Origin of the sequence: Kitasatospora sp. NPDC086791 (assembly GCF_040685975.1) — a bacterium.
GTDB lineage: Bacteria > Actinomycetota > Actinomycetes > Streptomycetales > Streptomycetaceae > Kitasatospora.
In genome coordinates, this window is sequence record NZ_JBFBOC010000006.1 from 80,207 (window position 1) to 98,099 (window position 17,893).

General features: G+C 74.1%; 19 protein-coding genes. 10 read left to right on the forward strand and 9 right to left on the reverse strand.

From position 1 onward, the window contains the following. Positions 1-252 precede the first annotated feature (252 nt). From AB0Q99_RS11905 to AB0Q99_RS11920, 4 genes are all read left to right on the forward strand, one after another. Positions 253-1,200 carry an SPFH domain-containing protein gene (locus tag AB0Q99_RS11905; protein ID WP_363570589.1) on the forward strand — a complete coding sequence of 316 codons (948 nt, stop codon included), beginning with the start codon at positions 253-255 and terminating at the stop codon, positions 1,198-1,200. Positions 1,201-1,210: 10 nt separating this feature from the next. Then, on the forward strand, positions 1,211-1,438 hold the full coding sequence (locus tag AB0Q99_RS11910; protein ID WP_363570591.1) for a hypothetical protein: 228 nt from the start codon (positions 1,211-1,213) through the stop codon (positions 1,436-1,438). A 38-nt stretch (positions 1,439-1,476) separates the two neighbouring features. Continuing rightward, a complete protein-coding gene (locus AB0Q99_RS11915; protein ID WP_363570593.1) occupies positions 1,477-2,127 on the forward strand; it encodes a GPP34 family phosphoprotein in 651 nt (216 codons plus the stop codon). Between the two features lie 91 nt (positions 2,128-2,218). Continuing rightward, positions 2,219-3,208, forward strand: coding sequence for a pyridoxal-phosphate dependent enzyme (locus AB0Q99_RS11920; protein ID WP_363570595.1), 990 nt, complete (start codon positions 2,219-2,221; stop codon positions 3,206-3,208). Between the two features lie 30 nt (positions 3,209-3,238). On the opposite strand, the gene AB0Q99_RS11925 is transcribed toward AB0Q99_RS11920, so the two are convergent. Together AB0Q99_RS11925 and AB0Q99_RS11930 are read right to left on the reverse strand one after the other, a co-directional pair. Further along, the gene (locus AB0Q99_RS11925; protein ID WP_363570597.1) at positions 3,239-4,798 is read right to left on the reverse strand and encodes an LCP family protein; all 1,560 of its coding nucleotides are present in this window, start codon (positions 4,796-4,798) and stop codon (positions 3,239-3,241) included. A 120-nt stretch (positions 4,799-4,918) separates the two neighbouring features. Continuing rightward, positions 4,919-5,383 (reverse strand): MarR family transcriptional regulator, encoded by a 465-nt coding sequence (locus AB0Q99_RS11930; RefSeq protein ID WP_363570599.1) that lies wholly within the window; start codon positions 5,381-5,383, stop codon positions 4,919-4,921. A gap of 103 nt (positions 5,384-5,486) precedes the next feature. On the opposite strand from AB0Q99_RS11930, the gene AB0Q99_RS11935 reads away from it, so the two are divergent. Together AB0Q99_RS11935 and AB0Q99_RS11940 are read left to right on the forward strand one after the other, a co-directional pair. After that, on the forward strand, positions 5,487-6,512 hold the full coding sequence (locus tag AB0Q99_RS11935) for an NADP-dependent oxidoreductase (protein WP_363570601.1): 1,026 nt from the start codon (positions 5,487-5,489) through the stop codon (positions 6,510-6,512). 365 nt (positions 6,513-6,877) lie between these two features. Then, complete coding sequence (locus AB0Q99_RS11940) at positions 6,878-7,372, forward strand: DUF3145 domain-containing protein (RefSeq protein ID WP_097238046.1); 495 nt, start codon at positions 6,878-6,880, stop codon at positions 7,370-7,372. 81 nt (positions 7,373-7,453) lie between these two features. Here the strand turns inward: AB0Q99_RS11940 and fabF are convergent, their stop codons facing one another. The 5 genes from fabF to AB0Q99_RS11965 form a co-directional block, all read right to left on the reverse strand. Continuing rightward, the gene (gene fabF / locus AB0Q99_RS11945) at positions 7,454-8,719 is read right to left on the reverse strand and encodes a beta-ketoacyl-ACP synthase II (RefSeq protein WP_363570604.1); all 1,266 of its coding nucleotides are present in this window, start codon (positions 8,717-8,719) and stop codon (positions 7,454-7,456) included. Positions 8,720-8,901: 182 nt separating this feature from the next. After that, the gene (locus AB0Q99_RS11950; protein WP_360249291.1) at positions 8,902-9,144 is read right to left on the reverse strand and encodes an acyl carrier protein; all 243 of its coding nucleotides are present in this window, start codon (positions 9,142-9,144) and stop codon (positions 8,902-8,904) included. A gap of 79 nt (positions 9,145-9,223) precedes the next feature. Continuing rightward, positions 9,224-10,255, reverse strand: coding sequence for a beta-ketoacyl-ACP synthase III (locus AB0Q99_RS11955; protein ID WP_363570606.1), 1,032 nt, complete (start codon positions 10,253-10,255; stop codon positions 9,224-9,226). Continuing rightward, positions 10,252-11,202: an ACP S-malonyltransferase gene (locus AB0Q99_RS11960; RefSeq protein ID WP_363570608.1), complete on the reverse strand. Its 951-nt coding sequence runs from the start codon at positions 11,200-11,202 to the stop codon at positions 10,252-10,254. Before AB0Q99_RS11960 ends, AB0Q99_RS11955 begins: the two co-directional genes overlap by 4 nt. A 91-nt stretch (positions 11,203-11,293) precedes the next feature. Next, positions 11,294-12,490, reverse strand: a complete 1,197-nt coding sequence (locus tag AB0Q99_RS11965) for a helix-turn-helix domain-containing protein (RefSeq protein ID WP_363570871.1) — start codon at positions 12,488-12,490, stop codon at positions 11,294-11,296. Between the two features lie 253 nt (positions 12,491-12,743). On the opposite strand from AB0Q99_RS11965, the gene AB0Q99_RS11970 reads away from it, so the two are divergent. Beyond that, the gene (locus AB0Q99_RS11970) at positions 12,744-13,520 is read left to right on the forward strand and encodes a pirin family protein (RefSeq protein WP_363570610.1); all 777 of its coding nucleotides are present in this window, start codon (positions 12,744-12,746) and stop codon (positions 13,518-13,520) included. A 63-nt stretch (positions 13,521-13,583) separates the two neighbouring features. On the opposite strand, the gene AB0Q99_RS11975 is transcribed toward AB0Q99_RS11970, so the two are convergent. Then, positions 13,584-14,417 carry a serine hydrolase domain-containing protein gene (locus AB0Q99_RS11975; RefSeq protein WP_363570612.1) on the reverse strand — a complete coding sequence of 278 codons (834 nt, stop codon included), beginning with the start codon at positions 14,415-14,417 and terminating at the stop codon, positions 13,584-13,586. Positions 14,418-14,576: 159 nt separating this feature from the next. Here AB0Q99_RS11975 and AB0Q99_RS11980 point away from each other — a divergent pair, with 159 nt between their 5' ends. Beyond that, positions 14,577-15,083: a MerR family transcriptional regulator gene (locus tag AB0Q99_RS11980; protein ID WP_363570614.1), complete on the forward strand. Its 507-nt coding sequence runs from the start codon at positions 14,577-14,579 to the stop codon at positions 15,081-15,083. Beyond that, on the forward strand, positions 15,080-16,093 hold the full coding sequence (locus AB0Q99_RS11985; RefSeq protein WP_363570616.1) for an aldo/keto reductase: 1,014 nt from the start codon (positions 15,080-15,082) through the stop codon (positions 16,091-16,093). Before AB0Q99_RS11980 ends, AB0Q99_RS11985 begins: the two co-directional genes overlap by 4 nt. A gap of 86 nt (positions 16,094-16,179) precedes the next feature. On the opposite strand, the gene AB0Q99_RS11990 is transcribed toward AB0Q99_RS11985, so the two are convergent. After that, entirely contained in the window at positions 16,180-16,758 is a 579-nt protein-coding gene (locus tag AB0Q99_RS11990; RefSeq protein WP_363570618.1) for a TIGR03086 family metal-binding protein, read from the reverse strand. Positions 16,759-16,859: 101 nt separating this feature from the next. On the opposite strand from AB0Q99_RS11990, the gene AB0Q99_RS11995 reads away from it, so the two are divergent. Next, a complete protein-coding gene (locus tag AB0Q99_RS11995) occupies positions 16,860-17,846 on the forward strand; it encodes a WYL domain-containing protein (RefSeq protein ID WP_363570620.1) in 987 nt (328 codons plus the stop codon). The last annotated feature ends 47 nt before the right edge of the window (positions 17,847-17,893 follow it).

Consider the following 17,893-nt stretch of genomic DNA (forward strand, 5'->3'; position numbering starts at 1 on the left):
GGGTGTCGTACGACCGTCCGCGGGCGGGTGCCGAGCCGGAGCTCCGCCGCCCGTGACGACGCAGAGTCTAGGCCGCGGCCACCTCCTCTCCCTGTGTGGCGCGCCGGAATTCACCCGCCCGTGGGCATCGGCCCCGGCGTCCCCTGACGGCTCCCCGCCCCGCTTCCGCGCTGTCGACCCCTGGTGCGCTGCGCGCAAAAAGTGATATCACTTTGCCATCGGATGCGAACACTCGCCGAAGGAGTCGGTCCCATGGCCACACCGCGTTTCGCCGTCGAGGACGGGGCTGCCCCGGACCTGCCGGTCCCCAGGACCACCGAGCGGATCATCACCGGCGCCGCCGGGTTGCCGGTGCTGTTCGGCGCACTGTTCGGCCTGGTCGCGGGGATCGCGTCGGTCATCGCCGGAGGGGTCGGACTGGCGAACGGGCAGCAGGGGGCGGGCGCCGCGCTGGTGGTCGCCGGGCCGGTGCTGGTGGTGACCTCGCTGGTGCTGCTCTGCGGGCTGACGGTGGTCTCGCCCGGTCAGGCCCGGGTGGTCCAGCTGCTCGGGCGCTACCGGGGCACCGTCCGGGCCGAGGGCCTGACCTGGCTGAACCCGTTCACCAGCCGTCGGCAGATCTCGCTGCGGATCCGCAACCACGAGACCGAGACCACCAAGGTCAACGACGCGGACGGCAACCCGATCGAGATCGCCGCCGTGGTGGTCTGGCAGGTCGAGGACACCGCGATGGCGGTGTTCGAGGTGGACGACTACACCGACTTCGTCGCCATCCAGACCGAGACGGCCGTGCGGCACATCGCCACCAGCTACCCGTACGACGCCCACCACGAGGACCAGTTGTCGCTGCGCGACGGCGCGGAGGAGATCGCCCGCAAGCTCTCCGCGGAGATCGCGGCGCGGGTCGCCGCGGCCGGCGTGCGGGTCGTGGAGTCCCGGATCACCCGGCTCGCGTACGCGCCGGAGGTCGCCCAGGTGATGCTGCAGCGTCAGCAGGCCGGGGCCGTGGTGGCGGCGCGCAGGCTGATCGTCGAGGGCGCCGTCGGTATGGTCGAGGAGGCGCTGGACCGGCTCGCCGAGCGTGACGTGGTGGAGTTGGACGAGGAGCGCAAGGCCGCCATGGTGAGCAACCTCCTGGTGGTGCTCTGCGGCGACCGCGGCACCCAGCCCGTCGTGAACACGGGCTCCCTCTACCAGTAAAGGCGCGGCAGTGGCGACGGAACGGAAGAAGATCCTGTTGCGACTGGACCCTTCAGTTCACGACGCGCTCGCCAGGTGGGCAGCGGACGACCTGCGCAGCACCAACGCGCAGATCGAGTTCCTGCTCCGCCGCGCCCTCACGGACGCGGGCCGGATGCCCAGCGGTGCGAACCGGCTTCCCCGCCGCGGACGCCCGCCCAAGGAGAGCCCGGAGGACGGCGGTTCGGCGGAGAGCTGACCGGCGGCCGGGCGCGCGAAGACCTTTCGGAGACCGACATGGACCTGCCCGTCACCCTCCCCGAGAAGCTGTACCTGCTGGCCTACCACCCCGAGCGCGAGCGGCTCACCGCCACCGACCGGCTCGACCTGGTGATGCGGGCGGCGGCGCTCGCCGAACTCCTGCGGCGCGGACTGATCCGCGAGGACGGCCAGGGCCCGGCCGCCGTCGACGGCGGGCCGGCGGAGGGCCTCGACCCGCTCACCGCCGCGCTGCTGGAGCAGATCCGGCAGGAGCGGCGGCGCAGCTGGCAGAGCTGGGTCGGCCGGAACCGGGGCCCGACGTCCCGCGCCGCGCGCGTGGTCCGGGACGGCCTGGCGGCGGCCGGCCGGATCCGGGTCGAGCAGCGCCGGGCGTTCGGACTGTTCCCGTACTCCCGGGTGACCCTGCCGGACTCCCGGCTGCGCAAGTCGCTCGTGGCGTCGGTCGGTTCGGCGCTGAAGGGGCCGTTCAGCCGGGTCGACCCGGCGGACGCCGCCCTGGTCGCGCTGGCCGACGCGGCCCAGCTGGGCTCGGCCCTGACCTGGAGCCGGCGGCGCGAGTTCCGGGCCCGGATCGGCAAGCTCGCTCCCGCCGCCGGCCCCGTCCCGCGCGCCCTGCGCCGGGCCGTCAACGCCGGCCGCGCGGACGGTGCGGCGGCGGGGGGCTGACCCACCCGCTCGCACCGACGTCCCCTGTCGTGGGCCCGGCCGCCGCCACGGTGGCCGGGCTCCCGCCGTTCGGAGCCCGTAAGCTGGCCGGGTGCTCGAACCCGCCCTGCTGCCGACCCCGCTGGTGGACTGCACCGACGAGGTGTTCGCCCGGGCCGGGGTGGAGCTGCGGCTCAAGCGGGACGACCTGCTGCACCCGGGCGTGCCCGGCAACAAGTGGCGCAAGCTCGCGCCCAACCTGGCCGCCGCCGTGGAGCGGGGCCACACCCGGCTGCTGACCTTCGGCGGCGCCTACTCGACCCACCTGCGGGCCGTCGCGGTCGCCGCGGGGGCGCTCGGGCTGGAGAGCGTCGGGCTGGTCCGCGGCGAGGAGTTGGCGGACCGGCCGCGCAACTGGTCGCTGCGGGCCGCCGAGGCGGCCGGGATGCGACTGGAGTTCCTGACCCGGACCGCGTACCGGGAGGCCACCGGCCGTGCCGGCGGCGGGAGTTCCGCGGGCGCGGCCCGTACGGGCGGGGGCTGCACGGACCCGGGCGAGGGTGCCGACGAGGGCCGTACGGCCGAGGGCGCCGCGGCGGACCCGCAGCGGCGCTGGGGCCCCTGCCTGGTGCTCCCGGAGGGCGGCTCCAACGCCCTGGCCGCCGTCGGCGCGGCCGCGATCCCGGCCGAACTGCCCGATCTGGGCGGGCGCGACGTGGTCTGCTGCCCGGTCGGCACCGGCGGCACCCTGGCCGGTGTCGCCGCGGGACTGCCGCCGGGGGCGCGGGCGCTCGGCGTGGCCGTGCTGCGCGGCGGCGGGGGCTACCTGGAGGCGGAGGTCGCCCGGCTCCACCGGGCCGCCTACGGCCGCGAGTTCGACAACTGGTCGATCGACCACGCGCACCACGGCGGCGGCTACGGCAAGGTCCCGGCGGACCTGGCGGCCTTCGCCGAGCGGTTCGAGCGCCGTCACGGCATCCCGCTGGAGCGGCGCTACGTCGCCAAGCTGCTCGCCGCGCTCGCCGACCTGGCCGGGGCGGGCGCCTTCCCGCGCGGCACCCGCCTCACCGCCGTGGTCACCGGGCTGCCGGACCCTGCGTAGCCGGACCCTGCGCAGCCGGGCCCCGGTCGGTCACCCGAAGGTCAGGTTGGCGCACGGGTCGGTGTCGGCGTTGCGGGTGTTCTCCGCTATGCCGGTGGGGATACCTCCGGCCGGCGTGGCACCGGCCGTGCTGCCGGGCGCGGCACCGGACGGAGCGGCACCGGCCGTGGCACCGGCCGTGCCGCCGGACCCGTCGCCGGGCGCCGGGCTCGGCGAGGACGCCGAGTCGATCCGGGTGCCCGTGGGCCGGTAGTCGGCGCCGAGGGTGACGGTGACCGCCCCCGAGCCCGGCTCCTCGACCGCCTTGGCGCCGGGGAACAGCGCCACCACCTGGTCGGCGCCGGCCTTCAGCGCGGGGTCGTATGCGACCCGGGTGACCTGGTGGCCCGGCTCGTTGGCGCCGAGCGTGACGTTCAGGAAGCCCCGCCCCTTGAGCGTCTCGCCGCCGGAGCCCGCCAGGCCGGGGGTGCCGACGCCGTTGACCACAGTGATCGGCACCGCGGCCTGCTCGGGGGTGAGCGGCGCGCCGGTGCCCGGGGTCGCGGCGGGGGAGGAGGTCACCTGGCCCGTCCCGGCGGTGCTCTGCCCGTCCAGGGTGCGGTCCTCGCGCAGCAGCTTCCAGAGGGTGTCGGCGTCCGGCTGGACCAGCCGCACCCGATCGCCGGCGAAGCGCCAGGGCGCGGTGACGAAGGTGACGTCGGAGAGCTTGATGTCCTGCACCGAGCGGGCGAAGTCGACCAGCTTCATCGCGGTGCCCAGCCCCTCGTCGACGGTGAGCGACCTGGTGGCCGCGTCCGCCAGCGGCAGCAGGGTGGGCAGCGAGAACCCCTGGCCCTGGACCTTCTTGATCATCGAGGAGAGGAAGGCCTGCTGACGCTTCATCCGGCCTATGTCGGAGTTGTCGCCGATGCCGTGGCGTGCTCTCAGGTAGTCCACCGCCGACTGCCCGGAGAGCTTCTGCAGGCCCTTCTTCAGGTGGATGCCGTACTGGTTGACGTCGTTGGGCACGCAGGCCTCCACGCCGCCCACGGCGTCGGCCATCGCGGCCGCGCCCTTGAAGTCGACCACGACGGTGTGGTCGATCCGCAGCCCGGTGAGCTTCTCCACGGTGTTCTGGGTGCAGGCCGGGTTGCCCTTGGCGGCGTCGCCCACGGAGAAGGCGGAGTTGAACATCTGGTCGTTCCTGGGCGCCGTCCAGGTGCCGTTCGGCAGCTTGCAGGACGGGATGGTGACCAGGGTGTCGCGGGGGATGGAGACGCCGACGGCGTGCCGGTGGTCGGCGTAGACGTGCAGCACGATCGCGGTGTCCGAGTGGCCGACGCCCTCGTCGCCGCCGCCCAGCGCGTTGTTGCCGTCGTCGCGGGTGTCCGAGCCGAGCAGCAGCACGTTGACCGGCACGGAGGCGCCCGGGCTGACCGGGACGGGGGCGGGCGGGCGCTCGGTGGCCACGCCGCCCGCGTCGAAGGTGGTGATGTTGTTGTCCAGCCGGTGGTAGAACCAGGCTCCCGCGCCCACCACCGACAGCACCAGAACGGCGGCCAGGCCGATGGCGGTGCGCAGGTAGCGGCGCCGGCGCGTGCTGCTGCTCATCCTCCGTGCCCCCCGTCTTCAGGTTTCTCGCGTTCGATGATTCGAACGTTAGACGTTTCGGGGGGCGGTTCGGTTACCCCCTACGGGTGAACGGATGACCCGTCCGCCCTGTGATGCTGGTCACGCGCCGGGGCCGGCGGCGCCCGCGAGCATCCGCCGGAGCAGGTCGCGCAGGACGGTCCGCTCGTCCGGGCCGAGCGCGGCCAGCGGCTCGCGGGCGAAGTTCAGCGACTCGCGCAGCTCGGCGGAGGCGGCCGAGCCGGTGTCGGTGGCGGCGACCAGCTTGACCCGGCGGTCCTGCCGGTCGGCCTCGCGGGTGACGAAGCCGCGGGACTCCAGCCGGTCGACGATGCCGGTGATGTTGGAGGGCTCGCAGCTGAGCGTCTGGGCGATCTGGCGCATCGGCATCGGCCCGCGCCGAAGCAGTGCGAGCACCTTGGCCTGGGCGCCGGTGAGCGACCGGGCGGCGGCGGCCTCCTCGTACTCGCGGTGGAAGAGCGCGACCAGGTTGGCCATCAGGTCGACGACCTCGCGGGTGATCTCGTCGGGCTGCGGCGTGGCGTCCCGGGCCGGCTGAGTGTCCATGCGCCAGAGTCTACCTGAAAAGTTGACAAGGTGAACCTTTTATGTCCATCGTTACTTCAGTTTCTCAACCTTTCAGGTACCTGAACCGCAAGGAGCAGCACTCATGGCAGAACAGGCCGCCCCCGCCACCGCCCGTGAATGGCACCTCGCCGCCCGCCCGCAGGGCTGGCCGGTGCCGACCGACTTCGCCCTGGTGGAGGCCCCGGTCCGGACGCCCGGCCCGGGCGAGATCCTGGTCCGCAACGCCTACCTCTCGGTGGACCCGTACATGCGCGGCAGGATGAACGACGCCCCCTCGTACGTCCCGCCGTTCCGGCTCGGCGCGCCTATGGACGGCGGCGCGGTCGGCTACGTGGTGGCCTCCGGCGCCGAGGGCTTCGCCCCGGGCGACGCGGTGCTGCACGGCCTCGGCTGGCGCGAGTACGCGACCCTCGACGCCAAGCACGCGGTCAAGGTCGACCCGGCCGCCGCCCCGCTGTCCGCCTACCTCGGCGTGCTCGGCATGACCGGCCTGACCGCCTACGCCGGACTGCTCGCCGTCGGCGGCCTCAAGGAGGGCGACAAGGTCTTCGTCTCCGGCGCGGCCGGCGCGGTCGGCTCGATGGTCGGCCAGATCGCCAGGCTCAAGGGCGCCTCCCTGGTGGTCGGTTCGGCCGGCTCGGCGGAGAAGGTCGCCAAGCTGGTGGACGAGTACGGCTTCGACGCGGCCTTCGACTACAAGGACGGCCCGGTCGCCGAGCAGCTCGCGAAGGTCGCGCCGGAGGGCATCGACCTCTACTTCGACAACGTCGGCGGCGACCACCTGGAGGCCGCGATCGGCGCGCTGAACGTGCACGGCCGCGCGGTGCTCTGCGGCGCGATCGCCCAGTACAACGAGACCGCCGCGCCCGCCGCCCCGCGCAACCTCGCGCTCGCCATCGGCAAGCGGCTGCGCCTGGAGGGCATGCTGGTCGGCGACCACGCCGCGATGCGGCCGCAGTTCGTCGCCGACGTGGCCGGCTGGCTGGCCTCCGGCGAACTGCGCCACGAGGAGACCGTGGTGGACGGCTTCGAGCACACCGCCGAGGCCTTCCTCGACCTGCTGCGCGGCGCCAACACCGGCAAGATGCTGGTCCGCCTGGACGGCTGACGCCGGATCATGGACACCGACCGCCCCGCCGCCCGACCCGGGCGCGCGGGGCGGTTCGGTGTGGACGGTTCGCGGTCGGGCGCGGGGGATCCGGCCGCACTACCGCATTCCGGCCGGATCCGAAAGTGCGTCAGCCGTGGTGCGGGGCGGCGCGGTACGGTGGTTCCGCCAGGCGATGGGGCCGTTCGGGGGAGAGATCCGGCCGAGGGGTAGACCTCGTTGAGGATTCGACTAGCATTGAGCGAAAGCCTGTCCGTTTTGCTCAATTTAGTCGCTTAATGTCGGCTAACGTGGGTAACTGTGGATCAACTGCAGGCACGAGGCAGCTGGGGAAGGCGACCCTCGTCCACAGCCTGGAGGTCCCGGTGACGACACGTGGAGTTCTGTACATCCACTCCGCGCCCCGCGCGCTGTGCCCGCACGTCGAGTGGGCCGTCGCGGGGGTGCTCGGTGTGCGGGTGAGCCTGGACTGGATCCGCCAGCCGGCCGCACCCGGACATTGGCGTGCCGAGCTCTCCTGGCAGGGGGAGCCCGGTACGGCCTCGAAGCTCGCCTCCGCGCTGCGCGGCTGGCAGCTGATGCGGTACGAGGTGACCAGCGAGCCCTGCGCCACGGCGGAGGGCGAGCGCTACAGCAGCACGCCCACGCTCGGCATCTTCCACGCCGTCACGGGCATCCACGGCGACATCCTGATCCCCGAGGACCGGCTGCGCGCCGTCCTGCTGCGCGCCCGCAGTGAGGGGGCCGACCTGGAGGCCGAGATCGCCCGGCTGCTCGGCAAGCCCTGGGACGACGAGCTGGAGCCGTTCCGGTACGCGGGCGAGGGCGCGCCGGTGCGCTGGCTGCACCAGGTGGTCTGAGGCCGGAGGGCACGACGAAGGGGCCGGCGCTCACCGAGAGCGCCGGCCCCTTCGTCGTACGGGCCGTCCGGACGGCGGGCGTCAGCGGGTGCGGAAGGCCAGCACCACGTTGTGGCCGCCGAAGCCGAACGAGTTGTTCAGCGCCGCGATCCGGCCCTCGGGCAGCTTGCGGGCCTCGCCGCGCACGATGTCCGCGTCCACGTCGTCGTCCAGGTCGTCGACGTTGATGGTCGGCGGGGCGAGACGGTTGTACAGGGCCAGCACGGTCGCGACGGTCTCGACACCGCCGGCGCCGCCCAGCAGGTGACCGGTCATCGACTTGGTGGCCGAGATGGCGATGTGGTCGAGGTCGTCGCCGAGCTCCTTGCGGAGCGCCTTCAGCTCGGCGGTGTCGCCCTGCGGGGTCGAGGTGGCGTGCGCGTTGACGTGCACGATCTCGGCCTTGTCCAGCTCGTTGCGGTCGAACAGGTCGGCCAGCGCGCGGGCCACGCCGGCGCCGGTCGGCTCGGGCTGGGCGATGTGGTGGGCGTCCGAGGACAGGCCCTGGCCCACGGCCTCGCAGTAGATCCGGGCGCCACGCGCCTCGGCGTGCTCGACCGACTCCAGGACGACCACGCCGGCGCCCTCGCCCAGCACGAAGCCGTCACGGGCCTTGTCGTACGGGCGGGAGGCGTGCTCGGGGTCGTCGTTGTTCTTGGACATCGCCATCATGCTGGCGAACGCGGCGATCGGCAGCGGGTGGATCGCCGCCTCGGTGCCGCCGGCCACCACGACGTCGGCGCGGCCGGTGCGGATCATCTCGATCGCGTAGCCGATCGCCTCGGCGCCGGAGGCGCAGGCGGAGACGGGGGTGTGCACACCCGCGCGGGCGCCGACCTCCAGGCCGACGTTGGCCGCCGGGGAGTTGGGCATCAGCATCGGGACGGTGTGCGGGGAGACCTTCCGGGCACCCTTCTCCCGCAGCACGTCGTACTGGTCCAGGAGGGTGGTCACGCCGCCGATGCCGGAGGCGATGACGGTGCCGAGGCGCTCGGGGGCGAGCTTGGAGGACTCGTCGGTGGCGGGGGTCTGGTAGCCGGCGTCGGCCCAGGCCTCGCGGGCCGCGATCACGGCGAACTGGGCCGAGCGGTCCAGCTTGCGGGCCAGCGGGCGGGGCAGGATCTCGCCGGGCTCGACGGCGGTGCGCGCCGCGATCCGAACCGGCAGCTCCTCGGCCCACTCCTCGGTCAGGGCCGCCACTCCGGACTTACCGGCGACCAGGTTCTCCCAGGTGCCGGCGGCGTCGGCGCCCAGCGGCGTGAAGGCGCCGATACCCGTGACGACCACGGTGCGGTTTTCAGCGGTCACTGGTTTCTTCTTCTCTCACGTGTTGCGGGGGGTCGGCGGGAGCCGAGGATGGGCCCGGCCGGGCGCCCCGGTGGGGCGTCCCGGCCGGAGGGTCGGCCTGGCTCGGTGAGCCGGGCCGGTGGGCCGGCCGTCGGCGGCGTACGGGACGCCGGACGGAGCGGCCCAGTCGAACGGGTCGACGATCAGGCGTTGGCGAGGATGTAGTCCACGGCGTCGCCGACGGTCTTCAGGTTCTTGACCTCGTCGTCCGGGATCTTGACCTCGAAGCGCTCCTCGGCGGCCACGACGACCTCGACCATGGACAGCGAGTCGACGTCCAGGTCATCGGTGAAGGACTTGTCGAGCGCGACATCCTCGGTCGGGATACCGGCGATCTCGTTGACGATCTCGGCGAGACCTTCCAGGACCTCGTCCTTGGTAGCCATACTGGCTGCTCCTCTTCAGTGTTGAACATGTCCGGCCGGCGGCCGGACACAGGTTTGTGGGTCGGTGGGCGAAACGCGCCTAGGGGAGCGTAACGACTGCCGCGGCGTACACGAGACCCGCCCCGAAACCGATGATCAGCGCCAGGTCGCCGCTGTGGGCCTCGCCGGTCTCCAGCATGCGCTCCATCGCGAGCGGGATGGAGGCCGCGGAGGTGTTGCCGGTCTCCGCGATGTCGCGGGCGACCGGCACCGACTCCGGCAGCTTCAGCGCCTTGATCATGGCGTCGGTGATCCGCATGTTGGCCTGGTGCGGGATGAACGCGCCGAGCTGGTCGGCGGTCACCCCGGCGGCGTCCAGCGCCTGCTGGGCGACCTTGGCCATCTCCCAGACCGCCCAGCGGAAGACCGGCTGGCCGTCCATCCGCAGGAACGGCCACTTGGTCTCCTCGCCCGCGCCGTTGATCGCGTCGGGCTTGGCGAAGGCGGTGTCCCATGCCTCGGTCTGGGTGATCAGGTCGGCCTGCGAGCCGTCCGAGCCCCAGATCAGCTTGCCGATGCCGGGCGTGTCGGACGGACCGACGATCGCGGCGCCGGCGCCGTCGCCGAAGATGAAGGCGGTCGAGCGGTCCGACGTGTCGGTCAGGTCGCTGAGCCGCTCGACGCCGATCACCAGCACGTACTCGGCGTTGCCGGCGCGGATCAGGCCGTCGGCCAGGCCCAGGCCGTAGCCGAAGCCGGCGCAGGCGGCCGAGATGTCGAAGGCCGGGGCGGTGCCGCAGCCGAGCCGCTCGGCGATCTCGGTGGCGATCGCCGGGGTCTGCTTGAGGTGCGAGACGGTCGCGACGATCACGCCGCCGATCCGGTCGGGGGAGATCCCGGCCTGGGCGATGGCCTTGCCGGCGGCCTGGATCGACATCTCGGCCACGGACTCCTCCGGGCCGGCCCAGCGGCGCTCGGCGATCCCGCTGCGGGTGCGGATCCACTCGTCCGAGGAGTCGATCCACTCCAGGACCTCGGAGTTGGGGATCACCCGGACCGGACGGTAGCCGCCGACGCCGAGGATGCGCGAGTACTGCGCACCGCTCGCCGGGCGGATCTGGGGCTTGGTCATGCGGTGATCTCCTGCTCCTGGCCGCCGTGCTCCGCGACGAGCGCGCGGGCCTTGTCCAGGTCGGCGGGGGTCTTGAGGGCGAGCGTGGCCACACCCTTGAGGTTGCGCTTGAGCAGCCCGGTCAGGGTGCCCGCGGGGGACAGCTCGATCACGGCCGTCGCGCCCAGGCGCCCCAGGGTCTCCATGCAGAGGTCCCAGCGGACCGGATTGGAGACCTGCGACACCAGGCGGGCGAGCACCTCGGCGCCGGAGTCCACGACCGCGCCGTCCTTGTTGGAGACGTAACGGACCAGCGGGTCGGCCGCGGTCAGGGTCGGGGCCAGCTCGGCCAGCCGCTCGACGCCCGGCGCCATGTGCTCGGTGTGGAACGCGCCGGCGACCTTCAGGGCGACCAGCTTGGCGCCGGCCGGCGGGTCCGCCTTCAGCGCCTCCAGCTGGGCCAGCGTGCCGGCGGCGACGATCTGGCCGCCGCCGTTGTTGTTGGCCGCCGTCAGGCCGTGTTCGGCGAGCTTCGCCGCGACGACCTCGGCGTCGCCGCCGAGCACGGCGATCATGCCGGTCTCGGTGACGGCGGCGGCCGCGGCCATGGCCCGGCCGCGCTCGCGGACGAAGGCCAGCGCGTCGTGGGCGCTGAGCACCCCGGCGCCGGCGGCGGCGGTGATCTCACCGACGCTGTGGCCGGCGACGGCGCCGACCAGCTTGCGGGCGGCGTCCTCGTCCGGGAACAGCTCCCGGGCGGTCACCAGGCCGGCCGCGACCAGCAGCGGCTGGGCGACGGCGGTGTCCTTGATCTCATCGGCGGACGCTTCGGTGCCGGCCTGCACCAGGTCGAGCCCGGCGACCTCCGACCAGCCACGCAGGCGGTCGGCGACACCGTCGAGCTCCAGCCAGGGGCTGAGGAAACCGGGGGACTGGGCACCCTGTCCAGGGGCGACGATTACGAGCACGGTTCAACCCTCTCTCGCCAGGCGCCCAGGGGCGGGTAGGCGACGGTAACGAAGAAAACCATCCGGGATTGTATGGTCCCTACACCCCGGCTCAGTTGGGGTCCCCGGCTGCGGTCAGTCGGCCGAGGGCCAGTGCGATCCGCAGAGTGAACGCCGAACGTACGTCGGAGGGCGCGTACCCCGTGACGTCGGTCACACGTCGTAGCCGGTAGCGCACCGTGTTGGGGTGGACGAAGAGCATCCGGGCCGCACCCTCCAGCGAGGAGGCCTGTTCCAGGTAGACACTCAGCGTCTCCAGCAGCGCCGAGCCGGCCTCGTCCAGAGGTGTGTAGATCTCCTCCACCAACTGCTGGCGTGCGGCCTGGTCGCCGGCCAGCGCCCGTTCGGGCAGCAGGTCGTCCGCCAGCACCGGGCGGGGCGCGTCCGGCCAGGCGGCGCAGGCGCGCAGCCCGGCCGCGGCGGCGTGCGCCGAGCGGGTCGCCGAGAGCAGGTCGGGCACGGTCGGGCCGACCACCACCGGGCCCGGCGCGAACTGGCCGATCAGCGCCCGGGCGGCGTGCACCGGCTCCTTGTCGCCGCCGACCACGACCACCAGGCGCTTGCCCAGCACCCCGGTCAGCACGTTCAGCTTCGCGTAGCGGGCGGCCCGCCGGATCGCCTCCACCACCAGCTCGCTGTCGCCGTCCGGCGCGCTGCCCATCACCACCCGGACCTGGCTGGGCTGGCCCCAGCCGAGCGCCGCGGCGCGGGAGAGCACGCCCTCGTCGGCGTCGCCGGACAGCAGGGAGTTGACCACCAGCGCCTCCAGCCGGGCGTCCCAGGCGCCGCGCGCCTCGGCCGCCTGGGCGTACACCTGGGCGGTGGCGAAGGCGATCTCCCGGGCGTAGACCAGCACCGACTCGCGCATGTCCGACTCGTCGCCGGGGGCGGCCACCTCCTCGATGGCCTCCTCCATCACCTCGATCGTGGTGCGGATCAGCTCGACGGTCTGGCGCAGGGTGATCGCCCTGGTCAGCTCGCGCGGGGCGGTGCCGAAGACGTCGGTGGAGATCGCCTGGGCGGCGTCGGGGTGGCGGTACCACTCGGTGAAGGCGGCGATGCCGGCCTGGGCGACCAGGCCGATCCAGGACCGGTGCTCCGGCGGCATCCGCCGGTACCAGCCGAGCTGGTCGTCCATCCGCGAGATCGCGGCGGTGGCCAGCTTGCCCGAGGACTTCTCCAGCCGCTTGAGCGTGGCCGCCCGGCGCTCGGCGCGCTCGGCGGCGTTTCTGCGCTCCTGCGCCGTCAGGCGGGGCGCCGAGCGGCCGGGACGGTCGCGGCCGGGACGGGAAGCCGGACTCTTGCCGGTCGGTTCGGGCACGGGGCTGGGTTCGCTCTTGGAGTTCGCGGAAGCGGCTGGCACAAGGACAAGACTGCCTCACGCGGGTGACTGCTCGTGCACACCCCCCGGCGGAGCGGCGCGGTGGCGGGGGTCGTACGGCCGGGGCGCGGTGCGCGCCGGCGCCCGGGGCCGGGCCGTCGCGCGGGGGTACGGTGGGCGCGTGACCGACCCCGCTGACCGCCCCCGTGCCGACCTGCGCCGCACCGCCGAGCGCTACCGCTCCACCCCGGGCGTGGGCATCGAGACCCGCCACGCGTTCTCCTTCTCCGGCCACTACGACCCGAAGAACACCCACTTCGGCGCGCTGCTCGCGTGCAACGAGGAACTCCTCGCCCCCGGTGCCGGGTTCGAGGAGCACAAGCACCGGGACACCGAGATCCTCACCTGGGTGCTGGAGGGCGCGCTCGCCCACCGGGACTCCCACGGCCACGGCGGGGTGGTCCGCCCCGGGATGGTCCAGCACCTCAGCGCCGGCTCCGGCGTCACCCACACCGAGCGCAACGTCGGCGGCGCCACCGGCCCGGTCCGGTTCGTCCAGATGTGGCTCCAGCCGGACACGTTCGACGCGGCCCCGGCGTACGGGCTGCGCAGGGTGGAACCGGCGGACGGCGGGTTGACGCTGCTCGCCTCCGGCCTGGAGCGCGACGCCGGGACGGACGCCCTGCGGCTGCGCCGCAGCGACGCCGCGCTCTGGCTGGCGACCGCGGGCCCGTGGCAGCCGCTGCCCGAACTGCCCGCGGCCCCTTGGCGGTACGCGCACCTGACGGCCGGCTCGCTGGGCTACCGGACGGTCCCCGGGCCCAAGGGCGGCGGCCGCTCGATGGTCCCGGGCGACAGCGTGCGGATCACCGGCGAGGGCTTCGCCGACCCGGCGGCGGGGGAGACCGGCGCGGAGCTCCTGCTGTGGGAGATGCACTCGCCGGTCTCGTACGGCTAGGCGTCCGGCCCGCCGGACGCCCGGGCCGGGCCGGGGCGGGGCAGGCCGGGCTCAGGCGGCCGGTCAGCCCCGCAGTTCGGCCAGGACCGCGTCGGAGAAGGTCGGCCAGGCCTCGACCGCCCACGGGCCGAAGTCCCGGTCGGTGAGCGCGACACAGGCCGCGCCCGCCTGCGGGTCGACCCACAGGAAGGTGCCGGACTGGCCGAAGTGGCCGAAGGTGGCGGGGGAGTTGGCGGTGCCGGTCCAGTGCGGGCTCTTGCCGTCGCGGATCTCGAAGCCGAGGCCCCAGTCGTTCGGGCGGCGGTGGCCGTAGCCGGGCAGCACCCCGCTGGTGCCGGGGAAGGCGACCTCACGGGTGGCCCGCAGGACGGTCGACGGGTCCAGCAGCTTGGGCGACTGCAGCTCGGCGGCGAACCGGGCGAGGTCGGCGGCGGTGGACAGGCCGCCGGCGCCGGCCGGGGACTTGTGCGCCGTGTTGATCAGGGTGTCGGTCATGCCCAGCGGCTCGAACACCGCCTCGGCGACGTAGCGGGAGAACTCGATCCCGGCGGCCCCGGACAGCGTCCGCGCCAGCGCGTCGAACCCGGCGTTGGAGTAGAGCCGGCGGTTGCCGGGCTCGGCGAACACCCGGTCCTCGTCGAAGCCCAGGCCGGAGGTGTGCGCGAGCAGGTGGCGGACGGTGGCGCCGGGCGGACCGGCCGGGTCGTCCAGCTCGAACACGCCCTCCTCGATCGCGACCAGCGCCGCGTAGGACGTGAGCAGCTTGGTCACCGAGGCCAGCGGGAACAGGTGCTGCTGCGGCCCGTGCGTCCCCAGCACCGCGCCGTCCGCCCCCCGGACCACCGCCACCGCGGCGTGCGGCACCGGCCAGTTCTCGATCACGCGCAAGCTCTCCATGGGTCCCGACTGTAGCCGGGGCGGCGGCCGGGCGGCGGGGCGCCCTGTCGTCAACCGGGTGGTGGGGGCACCCGGCTGCCGGGCCGGACGGGCTTGCTTGGAGTGCACTCCAACTCGGTAGCGTCTTTCCCGTCGCATCGGAACAGGGGGAAACGCTCGATGGCCACACCCGCACGAGTCGAGGCGGACCTGCGCAGCTGCTCCGACGTGTTCAGCAGCCCGGTCGGCGACCCGGACCGGACCCCGCGGCACACCATCAGCGAGGTCGCCGCGGCGAGCGGGCTGACCGCCCACACCCTGCGCTGGTACGAGCGGATCGGCCTGCTGGACCCGGTCGACCGCGCGGCCGGCGGCCAGCGCCGCTACTGCGACGCCGACCTGCACCGGCTGGCCTTCCTGGGCCGGCTGCGGCTGACCGGCATGTCCGTGGCGGACATGCTCACGTACGTCGGCATGGCCCGGCAGGGCGAACGGACCTACGAGGGGCGGCGCCTGCTGCTGGAGGCGCAGCGCGAGGAGGTCCGGCAGCGGATCGCCGACCTCCGGGCCACCCTCGCCGTCCTCGACTACAAGATCGATCTCTATGCCGGGAAGGTCGTCGACATCACCGGCGCCCCGGCCGGATGCCAGAACCACCGTGAAGAAGAGGAAGAGCAGAGCGCATGACCCACCCCGTCCTCCCCACCACCGAACTCGGCACCGGCGGCCCCCTGGTGGGCGTTCAGGGCCTCGGCTGCATGGGCATCAGCGAGTTCTACGGCCCCACCGACTCCGACGAGGCGCGCGCCACCCTGGACGCCGCGCTGGAGGCCGGTGTCACCCTGTTCGACACCGCCGACATGTACGGCTTCGGCCGCAACGAGGAGTTCGTCGGCCCCTTCGTCCGGGCCAACCGGGACGAGGTGGTGATCGCCACCAAGTTCGCCGTCGAGCGCTCGGAGGACGACCCGACCCGGCGCGCCATCCGCAACGACCCGGCCTACATCCGGGCCGCCGTCGACGCCTCGCTGCGCCGCCTCGGCCTCGACGAGATCGACCTCTACTACATGCACCGCCGTGACCCGGCCGTGCCGCTGGCGGAGTCGGTCGGCGCGATGGCCGAGCTGGTCGAGGCCGGCAAGGTGCGCCACCTCGGCCTGTCCGAGGTGACCGGGGCCGAGCTGCGCGAGGCGCACGCCGTCCACCCGATCGCCGCGGTGCAGTCCGAGTGGTCGGTGTTCGCCCGCGACGTCGAGCGCTCGGCGGTGCCGACCGCGGCGGAGCTGGGCGTCGCCTTCGTGCCGTACTCGCCGCTCGGGCGGGGCTTCCTGACCGGCGCCTTCCAGGACGCCGGGAAGCTCGTGGAGAGCGACTTCCGGCGCACCCACCCGCGCTACACCGGCGACAACGCGGTCGCGAACGGCGAACTGCTCGCCCCGCTGCGGGAGATCGCGCGGGCCCACGACGCGACTTCGGCCCAGGTCGCGCTGGCCTGGGTGCACCAGCGGGCGGAGGTGCACGGGCTGACGGTCGTGCCGATCCCGGGCACCCGCAAGCGCAGCCGGCTCGCCGAGAACACCGCGGCGGCGACGCTGCGGCTCACCGCGGCGGAGCTGGCGCTGCTGGAGCCGGTGGCCGACCGGGTGGCGGGGGACCGCTACCCGGACATGAGCACCACCTCGGTCGGCCGGGAGTAGTCCGTCGGGAGCGGCCGGCCGGGAGCAGCCGGTCGCGGGCGGGCCCGGGGAGTCGCGACTCCCCGGGCCCGCCTCCGGCGCGCCGGTCAGACCCGGCGGCCCAGCCAGGCGGCCAGCCGGGTGTGCACGTCGGCGTCCTCGGCGACCGGCTCGACCCGGCCGAACGGGACGCCCTCGCCCCGGGCCTCGGGCGGCAGGACGGCCTGGGCGATGCCCAGCGCGCTGTGCGCCAGCGCGTCGTCCAGCACGAAGCCGTTGCCGAGGCTCGTGGCGATGTCCCAGGTGTGGGTCACCGCCTCCATGAGGTAGCCGCCGACCGCGGCCCCGCCGGGCACCTCGCCCCAGGGCGCGGAGGTCGGGCGGCCGAGCTTGGCGTCGTCCGCCCAGGCGGTGGTCGCCCGGGCCCGGGCCCGGCCCAGCGCGGCCGGCCAGCCCTGGTCCGACGGGTCCTCGATGGCGGGCACGATGTCCGCGGCGCGGCCGCCCTCGCCCATGTACGCGAGGCGGTGGACGCCGCCGACCACGTGGTTCAGCAGCTGTCGCAGCGTGAACTCGGTGCACGGCGTGGGCCGGTCGAGGTCGGCCGGGGTGATGGTGGCGATCAGCTTCTCCAGCTGGTCGAGGGCGAGCAGGTACTGCGGGCGGGCGTCCTGGACGGCGTTCACGTGCGGTCAACTCCCCGTGTTCGGGCGGTCTTTCGGGCTCGGAACGCAATCTCCCAGTAAAACCTGACAAGTGCCGTCAGGATTACTGGGATTCTTGGTCCATGAAGGCCGACCGCCTGCTCTCCATCCTCCTGCTGCTCCAGACCCGCGGCCAGGTGTCCGCCACCGAACTCGCCGAGCGGCTGGAGGTGTCCGTCCGCACCATCTACCGCGACGTGGAGTCGCTCTCCGCCGCCGGCGTCCCGGTGTTCACCGAGCGGGGGCGGCACGGCGGCATCGGCCTGCTGCCCGGCTACCGCACCGACGTCACCGGTCTGACCGCCGACGAGGCCAGGGCGCTGTTCGTGCTCTCCGCCCAGGGCGCGCACAGCGACCTCGGGCTGGACGGCGCGCTCGGCTCGGCGCTGCGCAAGGTGATGGCGGCGCTGCCGGCCCCGCACCGCCCGGCCGCCGAGCGGATCAGCGAGCGGATCCTGGTCGACCCGGCCCGCTGGATGCCGGGCGGCGCGCCCGTCGCCGCTCCGGGCCCGGACCTGGGCGAGCTGCAGTACGCGGTCTTCGCCGACCGGCGGCTGCGGCTGCGCTACCGGCACAGCGGCACGCCCGCGCCGGTGGAGTACACCGTCGACCCGTACGGGCTGGTGAGCAAGGCGGCGGTCTGGTACCTGGTGGCCGATCTGCACGGCGAGCCGCGGCTGTTCCGGGCGGACCGGGTGCTGACCGCCGAGACCACCGAGGAGCTGGTGCGCCGCCGGGCCGGCACCGGGCTCGGCGACGTCTGGGCGGTGCTGCGCGAGCAGGTGGAGCGGCTGCCGAAGGAACTGCCGGTGCGGGTGCGGGTCCGGCGCGGGCGGCTGGACCTGTTCCTGCGGATCCACGGCGGGCGGGTCACCGCGCAGCCGCCGGAGGCGGGCCTCGGGCCGGCCGAGGAGTGGGTGGAGATGGCGATGGCCTTCCCGGCCCCGGCGGCGGTCCGGTCGCTGCTGGCCTTCGGCGCGGACGCCGAGGTGCTGGCCCCGGCGGTCGCCCGGCGCGAACTGGCCCGGGCGGCGGCGGACGCGCTGCGGCTGTACCAGGACCAGGCGTAGCGGGCCCGGCCCGGCGCAGGTCCCGGCGGCCGTGCCCCGGTCAGACC

Coding starts and splice junctions, on each gene's coding strand:
- AB0Q99_RS11905 (WP_363570589.1), top strand. CDS start 253: ATGGCCACACCGCGTTTCGCCGTCGAGGACGGGGCTGCCCCGGACCTG.
- AB0Q99_RS11915 (WP_363570593.1), top strand. CDS start 1,477: ATGGACCTGCCCGTCACCCTCCCCGAGAAGCTGTACCTGCTGGCCTAC.
- AB0Q99_RS11925 (WP_363570597.1), bottom strand. CDS start 4,798: ATGAGCAGCAGCACGCGCCGGCGCCGCTACCTGCGCACCGCCATCGGC.
- AB0Q99_RS11930 (WP_363570599.1), bottom strand. CDS start 5,383: ATGGACACTCAGCCGGCCCGGGACGCCACGCCGCAGCCCGACGAGATC.
- AB0Q99_RS11935 (WP_363570601.1), top strand. CDS start 5,487: ATGGCAGAACAGGCCGCCCCCGCCACCGCCCGTGAATGGCACCTCGCC.
- AB0Q99_RS11950 (WP_360249291.1), bottom strand. CDS start 9,144: ATGGCTACCAAGGACGAGGTCCTGGAAGGTCTCGCCGAGATCGTCAAC.
- AB0Q99_RS11955 (WP_363570606.1), bottom strand. CDS start 10,255: ATGACCAAGCCCCAGATCCGCCCGGCGAGCGGTGCGCAGTACTCGCGC.
- AB0Q99_RS11975 (WP_363570612.1), bottom strand. CDS start 14,417: ATGGAGAGCTTGCGCGTGATCGAGAACTGGCCGGTGCCGCACGCCGCG.
- AB0Q99_RS11980 (WP_363570614.1), top strand. CDS start 14,577: ATGGCCACACCCGCACGAGTCGAGGCGGACCTGCGCAGCTGCTCCGAC.
- AB0Q99_RS11985 (WP_363570616.1), top strand. CDS start 15,080: ATGACCCACCCCGTCCTCCCCACCACCGAACTCGGCACCGGCGGCCCC.
- AB0Q99_RS11995 (WP_363570620.1), top strand. CDS start 16,860: ATGAAGGCCGACCGCCTGCTCTCCATCCTCCTGCTGCTCCAGACCCGC.